Origin of the sequence: Micromonospora sp. NPDC049081, from assembly GCF_040648835.1 — a bacterium.
Taxonomy (GTDB): domain Bacteria; phylum Actinomycetota; class Actinomycetes; order Mycobacteriales; family Micromonosporaceae; genus Micromonospora; species Micromonospora antibiotica.
In genome coordinates this window covers 17,043-32,434 of sequence record NZ_JBEZEK010000022.1, presented here as the reverse complement: position 1 = coordinate 32,434, position 15,392 = coordinate 17,043, and the positions used below count along the sequence as shown (strand labels likewise).

9 protein-coding genes and 2 tRNA genes are annotated in these 15,392 nt (G+C 71.6%); 2 read left to right on the top strand and 9 right to left on the bottom strand.

The window, feature by feature from the left end:
* The first annotated feature begins 272 nt into the window (after positions 1 to 272).
* Positions 273 to 1,142: a metalloregulator ArsR/SmtB family transcription factor gene (locus AB0B63_RS25455; protein ID WP_357022986.1), complete on the top strand. Its 870-nt coding sequence runs from the start codon at positions 273 to 275 to the stop codon at positions 1,140 to 1,142.
* A gap of 58 nt (positions 1,143 to 1,200) precedes the next feature.
* On the opposite strand, the gene AB0B63_RS25450 is transcribed toward AB0B63_RS25455, so the two are convergent.
* The 4 genes from AB0B63_RS25450 to AB0B63_RS25435 form a co-directional block, all read right to left on the bottom strand.
* Positions 1,201 to 1,277 (bottom strand) — tRNA-Ile (locus AB0B63_RS25450).
* Positions 1,278 to 1,432: 155 nt separating this feature from the next.
* On the bottom strand, positions 1,433 to 2,674 hold the full coding sequence (locus AB0B63_RS25445; RefSeq protein WP_357022983.1) for an NAD(P)/FAD-dependent oxidoreductase: 1,242 nt from the start codon (positions 2,672 to 2,674) through the stop codon (positions 1,433 to 1,435).
* Complete coding sequence (locus AB0B63_RS25440) at positions 2,664 to 4,790, bottom strand: MMPL family transporter (RefSeq protein WP_357022979.1); 2,127 nt, start codon at positions 4,788 to 4,790, stop codon at positions 2,664 to 2,666. Before AB0B63_RS25440 ends, AB0B63_RS25445 begins: the two co-directional genes overlap by 11 nt.
* A gap of 689 nt (positions 4,791 to 5,479) precedes the next feature.
* Positions 5,480 to 5,552, bottom strand: a tRNA-Asn gene (locus tag AB0B63_RS25435).
* 292 nt (positions 5,553 to 5,844) lie between these two features.
* Here AB0B63_RS25435 and AB0B63_RS25430 point away from each other — a divergent pair.
* Entirely contained in the window at positions 5,845 to 6,228 is a 384-nt protein-coding gene (locus AB0B63_RS25430) for a hypothetical protein (protein ID WP_208568841.1), read from the top strand.
* Between the two features lie 55 nt (positions 6,229 to 6,283).
* Here AB0B63_RS25430 and AB0B63_RS25425 read toward each other — a convergent pair whose 3' ends face one another.
* The 5 genes from AB0B63_RS25425 to AB0B63_RS25405 form a co-directional block, all read right to left on the bottom strand.
* Entirely contained in the window at positions 6,284 to 7,294 is a 1,011-nt protein-coding gene (locus AB0B63_RS25425; RefSeq protein ID WP_208568840.1) for a sugar phosphate isomerase/epimerase family protein, read from the bottom strand.
* A gap of 387 nt (positions 7,295 to 7,681) precedes the next feature.
* The gene (locus AB0B63_RS25420; protein ID WP_357022975.1) at positions 7,682 to 9,394 is read right to left on the bottom strand and encodes a ThuA domain-containing protein; all 1,713 of its coding nucleotides are present in this window, start codon (positions 9,392 to 9,394) and stop codon (positions 7,682 to 7,684) included.
* Between the two features lie 60 nt (positions 9,395 to 9,454).
* Positions 9,455 to 12,319, bottom strand: a complete 2,865-nt coding sequence (locus tag AB0B63_RS25415; protein ID WP_357022972.1) for a carbohydrate-binding protein — start codon at positions 12,317 to 12,319, stop codon at positions 9,455 to 9,457.
* A 563-nt stretch (positions 12,320 to 12,882) separates the two neighbouring features.
* Positions 12,883 to 13,950 (bottom strand): polyprenyl synthetase family protein, encoded by a 1,068-nt coding sequence (locus AB0B63_RS25410; protein ID WP_357022969.1) that lies wholly within the window; start codon positions 13,948 to 13,950, stop codon positions 12,883 to 12,885.
* Positions 13,947 to 15,389, bottom strand: a complete 1,443-nt coding sequence (locus AB0B63_RS25405; RefSeq protein WP_357022966.1) for a nucleotide pyrophosphatase/phosphodiesterase family protein — start codon at positions 15,387 to 15,389, stop codon at positions 13,947 to 13,949. Before AB0B63_RS25405 ends, AB0B63_RS25410 begins: the two co-directional genes overlap by 4 nt.
* Between the last annotated feature and the right edge of the window lie 3 nt (positions 15,390 to 15,392).

Genomic DNA, 15,392 nt, shown 5'->3' with positions numbered 1-15,392 from the left:
CCCCCGGCCTTCGCCGACCCCCCGGCCTTCGCCGACCCCCCGCCTTCGCCGACCCCCCGCCTTCGCCGACCCCCCGCCTTCGCCGGCCTCAGTGCCTCCACAGCGCGCGCGGCGGCCCTCCGGAAGCCATTTCGGAGGGCCGCTGTGGCTGCTGGCCAAGGCCCGGCCGGGCAGGGTGCGAAATCGCAGCCGAACGATCACGATCATCCGCCAGTACACCCCCGGGCAGAGCGCTTGACATTAGGCAGGCAGATGCCTGCATAATCCTGGTCATGGCCGGTGACATGGACAAGGTGTTCAAGGCGCTCGCCGACCCGACCCGCCGCCGCCTGCTCGACAGCCTTCGCCGGGAAGACGGTCAGACCCTGGGCCAACTCTGCGCCCAGCTGGCCATGACCCGGCAGTCGGTGACGCAGCACCTCGGCGTGTTGCAGGAGGCCAACCTGGTCAACGCCGTCCGGCGAGGCCGGGAGAAGTGGCACTATCTCAACCCCGTCCCCATCCACGAATTGCCGCAACGCTGGATCGCCGCCTTCGAGGAACCTCGACTGCGGGTGCTCGACGGGATCCGCCGACAGGCAGAGGAGCCGCAGATGAACGTCACCAGACCCACCTTCGTTTACGTGACCTACATCCACGCCACCCCGGAACGGGTCTGGGAGGCGTTGACCGATGCCGACCTGACCGGCACCTACTGGGGCCACCGCAACGTCTCCGACTGGCGGCCCGGCTCCCGGTGGGAACACCAACGCACCGACGGCTCGGGCATCGCCGACGGCGGCGGCATGATCCTCGAAGCGACCCCGCCGACCCGGCTGGTGATGACCTTCGGCGACGTCGACGCCGAAGCCGGGCCGGACGCCTCCACGGTCACCTTCCTCATCGAACCGCACCGGGACATCGTCCGGCTGACTGTCACGCACGTGAACCTGCCGTCCGACGACGACTTCGAGGCCGTCTCCGCCGGCTGGCCCGCGGTCATGGCCAACCTGAAGTCACTGCTCGAAACCGGCCGCGTGCTGCCCCAGGCGCCCTGGGAGATGCACGCCGCACAGCGTGCCGCCCAGCAGAACGGCCACGACGGCACAGAACGGACCGACCCGACGCGCCCCGACGCCGGCCCTGCCGCCCGTAACGGATGAACCTGGACAACCCCGGGTACGCGGGCACCGGCAGAGCACCGACTGACCATGTCTGCGCTGGTGGGGCGGGCGGGGCTCGAACCCGCGACCGAGGGATTATGAGTCCCCTGCTCTAACCCGCTGAGCTACCGCCCCGATACCGCGCCGGATCGTAACCTGCCCGCCAGACCACCTGCCAGCACCCGAACCGGTAGGACGAGAAGTCACCGCCCGGCACGATGGGCAACGCGAGAATAACAGTCAGCAGTCGATCCGGACGCACCCGAACCGGTGTTGCGCGAGCCTGCGGATCAGCCCGCCGCGCGCAGTTCCGTGAGCACCGCCCCGGCCGTACGCCAGCCGCTGGCCAGGGCACCCTGGATGGACGGACTGTCCCGGTGGTCACCGGCCACGAAGATCCCCCCGCCGAGCGCCACCGGCTTACGCAGCCGTCCCTGCGGCGGTGGTGCGGCGGGCAGGGCGTGCGGCACCGACACGGTGGTCAGGTGGTCCCAGTCCGCTGTGGAGCATCCGTAGAGCCGGTCCAGTTCGGCCCGGACCGTCGGCTCGGGCGGGGCGTCGGGGCCGACCACGGAGGTCGCCACCAGGTGCCGCCCGGCCGGGGCGTACGACGGGACGGCCCGGCTGACCACCACCGTGTTGGCGACGAGTTCCCGCCGGTCGCCGTCGACGAGCAGGATCGGTTCGTCGAGCGGCGCCTCGGGGGCGCTGTGGTAGTAGGTGGTGTAGCTGTGGGTGCGTACCCGGGGCAGGGTGGGTAGCAGCGTGGTCGCGGCCGTCGGGTCGGCGGCGACCACGACGGCGCGGCAGGCGATCTCACCGTCCGGGGTGCGGACCCGGCCGGGGGCGACCGAGGTGACCGGGGTGTCGCAGGTGATCAGGTCGGCGGGCAGCGGGGCGGCGACGGCCTGTGGCAGCGCGGCCATCCCCCGGGCGGGGAGGCCGATGCGGCCCCGGACGAAGGACCGCAGGATCATCGCCAGCACGCGGCTGGAGGTTTCCAGTTCCCGGTCGATGAGCACGCCGGACAGGAACGGCCGGATCAGCTCCTCGATGATGGTGTCGGACAGGCCGGCCCGGCGCAGCGCCGCCTCGCTGGTGGTCTCCGGCGCGGTCAGCAGCCGGTGCGCCGGCAGGGTGGCGCAACCGGTGGCGAGGGCGGCGAAGCGCAGCCGGTCGGCCAGCGAACCGATGCCGGCGAGCGCGGTGGCGGGTGCGCCGCCGGGTTCGCGCAGCGGGTGGACCAGCCGGTCGAGCCGGTCGCCGCGGCGGACCAGCACCCCGGAGGTGAACCACCCGAGGTCGAGGGCGCCCAGGTCGAGCAGGGTGCCGAGCCTCGGGTACGCGGTGTTGAGCACCTGGAAGCCCCGGTCGAGCAGGTAGCCGTCGACGGTGTCGGTGGCGACCCGGCCGCCGATCCGGTCGCCGGCCTCCAGCAGCCGCCAGGGCACCCCGGCCCGGTGCAGCCGGCGGGCGACCGCCAGCCCGGCGAGTCCACCGCCGACGATCACCACGTCCGTCTCAGCGGGCACGTTGCACCTCCGTGTCGTTGCGCGCCGACCGGGACAGCCGGCTCGGCCACCACACCTTCGGCCCGATGTCGTACGACAGTGCGGGCACCAGCAGCGAGCGGACCACGATGGTGTCCAGCAGTACCCCGACGGCCACCGCCACACCCAATTCGACCAGTACCACCAACGGGAGTACGGCCAGCGCGGAGAAGGTGGCGGCGAGCACGATGCCGGCGGAGGTGATCACCCCGCCGGTGACGGTCAGCCCGGCCAGCACCCCCGCCCGGGTGCCCCGGCGGACCGACTCCTCGCGGACCCGGCTCATCAGGAAGATGTTGTAGTCGATGCCCAGGGCGACCAGGAAGACGAAGGCGAACAGCGGGAACGACGCGTCGACGCCGGGAAAGTCCAGCAGGTAGCGGAAGATCACCGCGCAGAGGCCGAGGGTGGCCAGGAACGACAGCACCACCGTCGCGATCAGCAGCACCGGCGCGACCAGGGCCCGCAGCAGCAGCGCCAGGATGACCGCGATCACCGCCAGGACGACCGGGATGATGACGTTGCGGTCCCGGGTGGACGCGTCGGAGGTGTCCACGTCGATCGCGGTGAACCCGCCGACGACGGCGTCGGCGGCCGGCACCCGGTGCACCGCCTCACGCAGGTCGCGGATGGTCCGCTCGGCCGCGTCGCTGTCCGGCGGGTCGGTGAGGGTCGCCTCCAGCTGCACCCGCCCGTCGACCACCAGGGGCGGGGCGTTCGGGTCCGGCGGACCGGTCTGGTCACGCCGGGTCACCGGGCGGACGGCGGCCACCCCGGGCACGCCCTGCGCGACCTGGGCGACCTGCCCGGCGCTCTGCTGGCGGGTGAAGATGGTCGCCGGGCTGCCGGTGCCGGCCGGGTAGTGCCGGGCGATCACCTCCTGCCCGGCGACCGAGTCGGTGCGGTCGGTGAACAGCTCCGACTGGCCGAGGGTGGTCGCACCGAGCTGGGTGAGACCGAGGGTGAGCAGGGCCAGCACCACGGCGGTGGTCAGCCAGACCACCCGGGCCCGCCGGGCGACGAAGCCGGCGATCCGGGCCCACAGCCCGTGTTCGGCCTGTGGGTCCGCCCGGTCCACCCTGGGGGTACGCGGCCAGAACGCCCGCCGGCCGCCGAGCACCAGCAGGGCGGGCAGGAACGTCAGCATCACCAGCAGGGTGGCGGCGATACCGATGGCGGCGACCGGGCCGAGCGCCCGGTTGGAGTTCAGGCTGGACAACAGCAGGCAGAGCAGGCTGACGATGACGGTCGCGCCGGAGGCGGCGATGGCCGGGGCGGCACCCCGCCAGGCGGCGCGCATGGCGTCCCAGGGGCGCTCGTGCCGGTGCAGCTCCTCCCGGTAACGGGCGATCAGCAGCAATGCGTAGTCGGTGCCGGCGCCGAAGACGAGCACGGTGAGGATGCCCTGGGCCTGCCCGTTCAGCTTGATCACGTCGTTCTTGGCCAGGGAGTAGACGAAGACCGACGCCAACGCGTACGACATCCCCGCCGCCAGCAGCGGAAAGACCCAGAGCACCGGGCTGCGGTAGACGATCAGCAGGATGATCAGCACCACCACCAGGGTGACCAGCAGCAGTGGCCCGTCGATGGCGGAGAAGACCTCGATCAGGTCGGCGAGCAGACCGGCCGGGCCGGCGACGTCCACGGTGAGCCCGTCGCGGTCGCCCCCCGCGATGCTCCGCAGTTCGTCGACCACCTGGCCGATCCGCTCCCCCTCGGAGTCGTCGATCGGCACCACCACCTGCAGGGCCTGCCCGTCCTGGCTGGCGATCGGTGGGGGCAGCGGCCCGACGACCCCGTCGACCTGGGCGAACCGGGCGCTGTCGGCGACCGCCCGCCGGGTGTCGGCGGGGGTGATGCCGGTGCTGCGGGCATAGACCACCAGGGCGGGGGTGGTCGGCTCCGCGACGAAGCCGGCGGCCAGGTCCTGCGCCTGGGTCGCCTCGGCGTCGGCAGGCAGGAAGGAGGCGTTGTCGTTGGTCGCGACGTCGCCCAACTTTCCCGCGTACGGCCCGGCGATCCCACCGACGACCAGCCAGGCCAGCACGACCGCCACGGCGATCAGCGTGGCCGCGCCCCGGCTCCGCCCACCGGCCATTCCCGGTCCACCCCTCAATCGACGCAGCAATCGACGCAACGGGAGTCTAGGTCGACAGTTGTCATCCTGCCGTCCGAATACGCCGCCCGGGGCCGAAACCGCCCATCCGCACCACTCAGCCGTGCACGATCGGCTGGATCGACCGGGAGCAGCCGACGCCGCAGCGCGACGCACTGCCCCGTCGCCCGACTGCGCCGCAGCGCCGGGCTTTCGCGGTCGGCGGGACCCGCACCGAGCTGCGCCACCCCGGACCTCTGACCACCCCGACCCGCGTACCCACGATCCGAACCTGAGGATTGTGGAGACTTCTTGTCGCCCCAGCGACAACAAGTCTCCCCAGACACGGCCCGGCGGCACCGGCGACAGCAACCGGACGTCACGCGACCGAACGGAAGCGGCACGGCAGCAGAGCGGCGGCACCGGGCGGGCGGAACAACGGCGACGTGGCGACCCGGGGGCAGCAGAGCGGCAACGCATCGGGCGGAACAACGGCAACGCGGTCACCCGGGGGCAGCAGAGCGGGGGCGCTGGTGGCGGTAGCGCGAGTGCGGTGGTGACCGCGCGGGGTCGCGCGGCGGCGCGGGGGTCGCGAGGCGGCGCGGGGGTCGCAGGGGGACGGGCGGGCGGCGGGGCCGGGCGCATGGAAAAGCCCGTCGGCAGGGGCCGACGGGCTTGTGGTGGGGATTGCGCTCCCCCGTTTGGACTCGAACCAAAAACCTGCCGGTTAACAGCCGGCTGCTCTGCCAATTGAGCTACGGGGGACTGCCGTGTCGCAGTGAACCGGATCTCTCCGGCGCTCGGCGACGGCACAAGAGTACAGGACTTCGGGGGGGTTCGGTCCAAGGGGTTGCCGCTTTCGACCACGCCGCCACGGGGTGGGACGATCAGCCCCAACAATAAGGACAAATCGCCATCCCCACCCAAGCAGGTATGACTGCGGAGCAGGATGGGTAGTTAGCTGTCGACCGAGAAATTGTGGGGCGCGACGATGGTCGTTCCCGACCGGCACCACCGGGCGGGAACGACGGGAGCGTCAGGTACGGAAGGAGCCGCCATGCGCGGAAAGATCATGTTTCTTGGCGGGCTGGCTGCGGGCTTCGTCCTGGGCGCCCGTGCCGGCCGGGAGAAGTACGAGGAGCTGGTGGTGCGGGGCCGCAAGGTGCTCGACCACCCGACCGTCCAGGAGGCGGCCGGGGTCGCGCAGGCCCAGGCCAACCGCCTCTACAGCGAGGGCAAGGACAAGCTCGGCCAGTCCAAGCTCGGCGAGAAGCTGCACACCGGCAACGGTGGCAAGCCGGAGCTGACCCCGGCGGACGACGCCTTCGCGGGCACCCCCGCCACCGTCGGCGCCAAGTCGGGCGTCAGCCCGACCAGCTCGTCGGTGACCACCCCGAAGCCGAAGGCGCCGGGCACCGGCACCAACGGCAGCACCCTCTGATCGTCCGTACGTCGTTCGGGCCGGTCGCCACGTGGCGACCGGCCCGAAGTACGTCTCAGTCCTTGCCGCTGCTGAACGCCGCGTCGAACGCCGCCGTCGGAGCGTCGAAGGCGAGCCGGCGGACGAACTCCAGCGCCTCCGGCGCACCGACCAGCCGGTCCATCCCGGCGTCCTCCCACTCCACGGAGATCGGCCCGGTGTAGCCGATCGCGTTCAACGCCCGGAAGCAGTCCTCCCAGGGGACGTCACCGTGGCCGGTGGAGACGAAGTCCCAGCCGCGTCGCAGGTCGGCCCAGGGCAGGTGGGAGGCGAGCCGACCCCGCCGACCGTCCCCGGTGCGTACCTTCGCGTCCTTGCAGTCGACGTGGTAGATCCGGTCGGCGAAGTCGAAGATGAAGTTCACCGGGTCCAGCTCCTGCCACACGAAGTGCGACGGGTCCCAGTTGAGGCCGAACGCGGGCCGGTGGTCGATCGCCTCCAGGGTCCGCTTGGTGGTGTAGTAGTCGTACGCGATCTCGCTGGGGTGCACCTCGTGGGCGAACCGCACCCCCACCTCGTCGAAGACGTCGAGGATCGGGTTCCAGCGGTCGGCGAAGTCCTGGTAGCCGCGTTCGATCATGGCCGGCGGCACCGGCGGGAACATCGCCAGGGTGTGCCAGATGGACGACCCGGTGAAGCCGACCACCGTGTCCACCCCGAGCTTCGCCGCCGCGCGGGCGGTGTCCTTGATCTCCTCGGCGGCCCGCTGGCGTACCCCCTCGGGTTCGCCGTCGCCCCAGATTCGGGCGGGCAGGATGTCCTGGTGCCGCTCGTCGATCGGGTGGTCGCAGACGGCCTGGCCCACCAGGTGGTTGGAGATCGTGAAGACCTTCAGGTTGTGCTTGGCCAGCGTCTCCCGCTTGCGCTCGACGTACGAGTCGTCGGCGAGTGCCTTGTCGACCTCGAAGTGGTCGCCCCAGCAGGCGATCTCCAGTCCGTCGTAGCCCCATTCGGAGGCGAGCCGACATACCTCCTCGAACGGCAGGTCGGCCCACTGGCCGGTGAAGAGCGTGATCGGTCGCGCCATCGTCTGTCTCTCCCCTGTTGTGGTGGGGATTCCTGGGCGGGACCGGGGCGAGGGTGACCGGGCCGGGCCGGTACGTCGGCGGCCGTGCCGGATCACCGGTGGGTGCACGTGCACCTGGGCCCAACGGGTTGCGCCTCCCGTCGGGTCACCGGCCACCCGCAGGTCGCCGCCCACCACTCTAGGCCCGCCCCGCCCCTCACGAAACCCCTCCCGCCCGGCCCGGCGGGACCCGTCAACCCCGGCCCCGCCGGACCAAGCCGGCCGGACCGAGCCGGTAACGATCAAGAGGTTTGCGTCACGACGGGCGACCCGCGTGACGCAAACCTCTTGATCACCGATGCGAACCCACGGACGGGAGCCGGGGGCGGAGTGGGTGGGTGGGTGGGGTTACTGGGGGAGGGTCCACTTCTGGTTGGGGGCGGAGGAACTGCACGTCCAGAGCAGGACCACGGTGTTGTCGGCCGAGTTGTTGCCGTTGACGTCCAGGCACTTGCCCGAGGCGGGGTTGCGCAGGGTGCCGTCGGACTGCGCCGACCAGACCTGCGGGCTGCCACCGGTGCAGGTCCAGAGCTGGATCTTCGTGCCGTTGGCGGTGCCGCCGCCCGAGACGTCCAGGCACTTGCCCAGCGCCTTGATCGGGCCGTTCGGGGTCACCGTCCAGGTCTGGCGGGCGCTGCCGTTGCAGGTGAAGATCTGGATCTGGGTACCGTCGGCGGTGGCACCGTTGCGCACGTCCAGGCACTTGCCGCCCAGGCCCTTGATCGGGCCGGTGCCGTTGGTCGGCGTGGTGCCGCCCAGCTCCTTGATCCGGATGTTGCGGAACGAGGCGTCGTCACCGGTGCCGTGGTTCTGGATGCCGATGTGGCCGGCGAGCGAGCGCACCGGGTTGGTGTTGGTGAAGTCGTTGATCTTCGCTCCGTTGAGGAAGACCTGGAGCCGTTCCCCCTCGACCAGCAGCTCGTAGGTGTTCCACTCCCCCGGCGGGTTCAGCGCCGCGTCCCGGGCGGCCTGGTCGGCGGCCTGGAACGAGTAGACCGAGCCGGTGGTCCGGTCGACGGTGTCGGTGGCGTCGATCTGCACCTCGTAGCCGTTGTCCATCGCCGAGTTCGGGTCGCTCGACGGCGGGAAACCGATCAGGACGCCGGAGTTGTCGTCCCCGTCCACCTTCCAGTCCAGCTTGAGCGAGTAGTTGGTGAACTGCTTCGCGCTGTACCAGAGCATGCCCAGCCCGCCGACCGAGCTGAGGGTGGCGTTGGAGTTGGTGAAGCTACCCGGCCCGGCCTGCGACCAGCCGTTGGTGGAGCCGTTGTAGAGGGCGGTGTAACCGGTCTCGGGCCGGCAGTCGGCCTTCGTCCGGCCGGCCGCGTACCGGATGCCGCCGAGCAGGTGGGCCCGGAACGCCGGCTCGGAGTACGCCGACTGGTTGTGCCCGGCGCCGGTGTAGAACGACCGGCCGCCGTTGTACGTCTTGCACCACACGTGCGGGTGGTCGGCCCCCATCCCACCCCCCGAGTACGACGACTCGTCGAGGTTGGCCAGCACGTGCGCGGTGGAGCGGGCGTTGGTGCGGAAGTTGTACCACTCGTCGGTGCGCTGCCAGGTCGGGCCGAGGTGGGCGGTGGCCGCGTGCGCGCGGTCCTCCACCCGTACGGTGGCCTGCTGGATGGCCGGGTGGGAGGCGAACCACGCCCCGACCAGGTTGCCGTAGAACGGCCAGTCGTACTCGGTGTCGGCGGCGGAGTGCACGCCCATGTACCCGCCACCGGCGGCGATGTACGACTCGAAGGCGCTCTGCTGGCTGGCGTTGAGCACGTCGCCTGTGGTGTTGAGGAAGATCACCGCCTCGAACCGGGCGAGGTTGGCGCTGGTGAACTGGCCACCGTCCTCGGTGGCGGTGACGGTGAAGTTGTTGGCCGCGCCCAGGTCACGGATGGCCTGGGTGCCGACCGCGATGGAGTCGTGCCGGAAGCCGGCGGTCTTGGAGAAGACCAGCACGTCGTAGGCGACGTCGGCGGCCGACGCGGGGGTGGCCGGGGCGGTGCAGGCGATGGCGGCGAGGACGGCGGTGGCCGCGCCGAGGATGGGCCGGAAAAGTCTCATGTCGTGCTCCAGTACGCCGGGGGCGCGGGACCGGACACTGCCGGTCCCGCGCCCGTCAGGTCAGGGCAGGGTCCACTTCTGGTTTGCGGCGGCGCTACAGGTCCACAGCAGGACCACGGTGCTGTCGGCCGAGGTGTTGCCGGAGACGTCCAGGCACTTGCCCGAGGCGGGGTTACGCAGGGTCCCGTCGGACTGCGCCGACCAGACCTGCGGACTGCCGCCGGTGCAGGTCCACAGCTGGATCTTGGTGCCGTTTGCGGTGCCGCCGCCGTTGACGTCGAGGCACTTGCCCAGCGCCTTGATCGGGCCGTTCGGGGTGACCGTCCAGGTCTGCCCGGCCCCACCGTTGCAGGTGAAGATCTGCACCTGGGTGCCGTCGGCGGTGGCCGCGTTACGCACGTCCAGGCACTTGCCGCCCAGCCCCTTGATCGGCCCGGTGCCGTTGGTCGGCGGCGGGACGGTGCCGGTGTTCAGGGTGAAGGCGTCCAGGTCGTAGAGCAGCCCGGTGCCACCGGCGAAGGTCAGGTAGAGCGTGGTGGTGCCGGTGGGTGCGCCGGACACCGTGCCGGTGACCGTGGTGAAGGTTTCCCAGCCGCCGGTGACCGGCACGCTGGCCTGCCCGAGCACGGTGCCGGTGGGTGAGCCGGCGCGGATCTGGAGGGTGCCGCCGGAACCGGCCGAGGAGACCCGCGCGGTGAACGAGGTGACGTTGCCGATCTGGTACGGGGAGAACCCGATCCACTCCCCGTTCTCGATGTTGCCGACGGTCTTGCCGCCCTCGGCGGGGGTCTTGTCGTAGAGGGTCACGCCGGACGAGGTCTTGAAGTGCTCGGCCTGCCGGTGCCGGGGCTGCAGGGTGTGCTGGGTGTGCGTGGTGAGCCCACCGGCGTCGGTGTACTCGGCGTCGAAGATCGCGAAGATGTTCGCCGCGTCGTCGTGCTCGCCGTCGACCGGGATGGTGATCGTGCCGGAGCAGCCGTCGACCGAGGAGATCTGGTGACCGTGCTGGTCGTGGCCGAGCACGTAGGTCATCTTGACCTTGGTGCAGTCGACCGTGCCGTCCTCCGGGTCGGTGACGGTGATGCTGAACGGCACCGTGTCACCGAAGGAGAACAGCGAGCCGTCGACCGGACCGGTGATGGTGACCGTCGGGGCGGTGTTGCCGACGCTGACCGTCACGCTGTTCGTGCCGGTCGCCCCCTGCGGGTCCCGCACGGTGAGCGTCGCGGTGTACGAGCCGTCCGTGGTGTACGTCTTCGTCGGGTTGGCCGCCGTGGAGGTGGTGCCGTCGCCGAACGCCCACGAGTAGGTCAACGCCCCACCCTCGGGGTCGGCGGAGCCGGCCGAGGAGAAGTTCACGGTCAGCGGTGCGGGTCCGGAGGTCCGGTCGGCGCTCGCCCGGGCGGCCGGCGCCCGGTTGCCGACGCCGACGTAGTCGAAGCGGTACAGGGCCGAGTTGGCGTCACCGTTGTAGTAGCCGGTGCCGTAGTCGAGCAGGTAGTACGCCCCGTCGGGGCCGAACGCGGAGTCCATCACCTGCTTGCCCACCCAGGGGAAGCTGTCGATGGTGCCGGGCGACCCGTCGGCGTTGACGTGGATCGGCTTGACCCAGCCCCGGCCGAACTCGGTGGCGAAGAACTGCCCGTCGAAGGCCTGCGGGAACTTCGTCGCCGAGGGGTTGTTCGGGTCGTACCGGTAGACCGGGCCGGCCGCCGGGGATTCGGAGCCGCCGCCGAACGCGGCCGGGCTGCCGGCGTCGCCGCCGTACCGGATCCAGGAGGGCTTGGCCGGCGGGAGGGTGGTCAGGCCGGTGTTGCGGAACGAGTTGTTGGTCGGCCCGCCGGTGCAGTTGTACTTGGGGCCGGTGGAGTTGGTGGCGAAGTTCCACTCGTTGTACGTCTCGGACGTGGTGTTGGTGCCGGTGCAGTACGGCCAGCCGTAGTTGCCGGGGCCGGTGACCCGGTTGAACTCGACCTGGCCGGAGGGGCCCCGGTTGGCGTTGGTGCTGCCGGCGTCCGGCCCGTAGTCGCCGACGTAGACGACGCCGGTGGCCTTGTCGACGCTGATCCGGAACGGGTTGCGGAAGCCCATCGCGTAGATCTCGGGGCGGGTCTTCGCGGTGCCCGGGGGGAACAGGTTCCCACTCGGGATCGAGTACGTCCCGTCGGCGTTCATCTTGATCCGCAGGAGCTTGCCCCGCAGGTCGTTGGTGTTGCCGGCGCCGCGCTGGGAGTCGTACGCCGGGTTGCGGTTGGTCCGCTCGTCCAGCGGCGAGTAGCCGGCGGAGTCGAAGGGGTTGCTGTCGTCGCCGGTGGACAGGTAGAGGTTTCCGGCGGCGTCGAAGTCCATGTCGCTGCCGACGTGGCAGCAGATGCCCCGGTCGGTCGCCACGTCCAGCACGTCGACCTTGCTGGTCTGGTTGATGGTGAAGTCGCTGTTGAGGGTGAACCGGGAGAGCCGGTTGACGCCCTGCCAGGCGGACCAGTTGCTGCCGGTGGCGGGCGCGTCGCCGCCGGGGGTGGACAGCGGCGGCGCGTAGTAGAGGTAGATGAACCGGTTGGTGGCGAAGTTCGGGTCGACCCCGAGGCTCTGCAACCCCTCCTCGTCGTGGGTGTAGACGGGGAGGGTGCCGATCACCCGGGTCACCCCGGCGGAGTCGGTGCGCCGCACGGTGCCGTTGCGGGCGGTGTGCAGCACGGACCGGTCCGGCAGCACGGCCAGCGACATGGGCTCGCCCATCTCGTTGACGCCCCGGGCCAGCTCGACCTGCTGGAAGTCGCTGGCGTTGATGGTGTGCGCGGCGGCCGGGGCGGTCGGGCCGGTGGTGGTGGCGGCGACCGCACCGGCGGTGACGGCCAGCAGCAGTGCTGCTGCGGAGGGTAGCCACCGTCGGGAACGGTGACCGGTGTAGTCCTTTGTGGACATTGGAGGGCTGTCCCTTCCTGACGGATCACGGCCAGGGCGGGACGCGTGCCGCCGCGCCGGATGCCGGGGTGGTGGGGTGGAGTGGTGGGGTGTGGCAGGGCAGGCCGGGCGGCCGGGGTGCCCCGGTCGGCCGGTCAGAACCCTCGGCCGGGGCGCGAACCGCCGGCGGAAGGTCGCTCGCCGAGGGGTTACCGCGCCGCCGGTTCACCTTGACGAAACATGCCCGTGATGCCACAAACATTAATGGTGACCTATGTCAATGTCCATACCCTCTGCCCACCGGTGTGGGTTTTCATCAGATGAAGCCCGCCTACCGGTCGGGCATCCCCGGTCCCGCGCCGAGCAGCGGCGGGCCGGTCGACCCGTGGGTCACCGAACGGTGACGAGCAGTTCCACCCCGGGTAGCCCCGACCTGCCGCAGCCCGGCGGCACCGGCCGGCAGGCGGGGACGACCCGGCCGTACGGGAATCCACATTCATCTGATGAAAGACCGGGCGCCTACCGGTCGGAGCACCGCGCCCACCGCGCCGGACCCACAGCCCAGACCGTCGGAGCGGCCCGGCTCAGTGCTGCCGGTGCACGGCCTGGTCGGCCAGGCCCGCCAGGGCGGCACGGGCCGGCTCCGCCAGCGGCACCTGGGCCAGCGCGACCCGGGCCGCGTCGGCCCGGACCCGGATCAGCCGCTCGATCTTCTCCCGCGCGCCGGTCGCCTCGATGATGGCCCGCAGATCGGCGGCCCCCGCCGCGTCCAGCTCAGGATTGCCGAACAACTCCCGCAGCCGGGCGGCCTGCGCCCGGTCGGCGGCGTCGCGGGCCATCGCCATCATCACCGTCGGCTTGCCCTCCCGCAGGTCGTCCAGGATCGACTTCCCGGTCACCGCCGGATCACCGAAGACACCCAGCACGTCGTCGCGGAGCTGGAAGGCGTCCCCCAGCGGGTCACCGAAGTCGACGAGCGCGGTGACCAGCTCCGCCGGGGCACCGGCCAACGCCGCACCGATCTGCAACGGCCGGGTCACCGTGTAGCGGGCCGCCTTCATCCGGATCACGGTGAGCGCGCTGGCCACCGAGCCGTCCCCGACCCCGGAGACCAGATCCAGGTACTCCCCCGCGATCACCTCGGTACGCATCCGGGCGAAGACCCGGTACCCCTGCCAGATCTGCGCGGAGGTCATCCCGCACTCGTGGAACATCTGGTCCGACCAGGCCGCGCAGAGGTCCCCGCAGAGCAGGGCGGTGTTGCGGCCGTAGGTCTCCGGGTCGCCCCGCCACGCCGAACGGGTGTGCAGCTCGGCGAAGACCCGGTGCACCGACGGCGCACCCCGACGGTGGTCACTGCCGTCGAGGATGTCGTCGTGGATCAGCGCGAACGCGTGGAACAGCTCCAACGCCGCCGCGGCCACCACGATCGGGCGGTCGTCCGCTCCCCCGGCACCCCGCCAACCCCAGTAGCAGAACAGCGGACGCAGCCGCTTCCCGCCGGCCAGCACGAACCGGTGCAGGGCGGTGAAGATGCCCCGTGGGGCACCGTCCGGCCAGTCCGGGCCCTGCCGGTCGAGAAACGCCACCAGCTCGGCGTCGAAGCGGGTCCGCAGCTCACTGGCGTCGGTCGGGGCGGCGGTGAGGGTCACCGCCGGTCCCCCGTGCCCGGCGGGCCGGTCGGGGCCGTCGACGCCCCGTCGGCACCCGCTCCCAGCCCGGCGAGGTCCAGCAGCAGCGCCTTGACCTCCGTCGCGGCGATGGAGTCCCGGGCCAGCGACGGGTCGGAACAGAGCAGCACCGGGCCGTCCGCCGGGTCGGCCGGCAACCGGCCGTGCGAACCCCGGACTGCCCGCGCCCCCGCGTCCAGACCCACCACGCTCATCAGGTAACGCATGCCGAGCTTCTTGCGGGCCAGCGCCACCCCCGCCCGCCGCTTCGCCGCACCCGGCGCGGCCGGGTCGAAGAACAGCTCCGCCGGGTCGTACCCGGGCTTGCGGTGGATCTCCACGTTCCGGGCGAAATCCGGGGCACGGGCGTCGTCGAGCCAGTAGTAGTAGGTGAACCAGGAGTCCGGCTCGGCCACCAGCACCAGTTCACCGGCCCGCTCGTGGTCCAACCCGGCCGCCGCCTTGCCCTCGGCGTCGAGCACCTCGGCCACCCCGGGCAGCCCGGCGCAGAGCTTCGCCACCGCCGCCACGTCCGCCGGGTCCTTCACGTAGACGTGGGCGATCTGGTGGTCGGCGACGGCGAACGCCCGGGACGTCCACGGGTCCAGGTACTCCATGCCGTCCTGGGTGTAGACCCGCAGCAGCCCCTCGGCGCGCAGCAGCCGGTTGACGTCCACCGGGCGGGAGACGTCGGTGATGCCGTACTCCGACAGCGCCACCACCGTCGCGTCGGCGGCCCGTGCGGCGTCCAGCAGCGGCGCGAGCACCGCGTCCAGCTCCGCCGCCGCGGCGGCGGCCCGCGGCGAGGACGGCCCGAAGCGTTGCAGGTCGTAGTCGAGGTGCGGGACGTAGACCAGGGTCAGGTCGGGGGCCTGGTCGGCGAGGATCCGCTCAGCCGCCTGACAGATCCAGCGGGACGAGGGCAGCCCCGCCCCCGGCCCCCAGTAGGTGAACAGCGGGAAGGTGCCCAGCGCGGCGGTGAGCGTGTCGTGCAGCTCCGGCGGGTCGGTCCAGCAGTCCGGTTCCTTGCGCCCGTCGGCGTAGTAGATCGGGCGGGGGGTGACGGTCCAGTCGACGTCCGCGCCCATCGCGTACCACCAGCAGACGTTGGCCACCGTGTAGCCGGGCTCGACCCGGCGGGCCGCCTGCCACACCTTCTCCCCGCCGACCAGCGCGTGGTGCTGCCGCCACAGCAGCACCTCACCGAGGTCACGGAAGTACCAGCCGTTGCCGACGATGCCGTGCCCGGACGGCTGCTCACCGGTCAGCAGGGTGGCCTGCGCCGAGCAGGTGACCGCCGGCAGCACGGTACCCAGTTCGGCGGAGAACCCCTGCTCGGCGACGGCACGCAACCGGGGCATGTGGGCCAGCAGCCGGGGGGTCAGCCCGACCACGTCCAGCACCACCAACCGGCGGCTCATGCC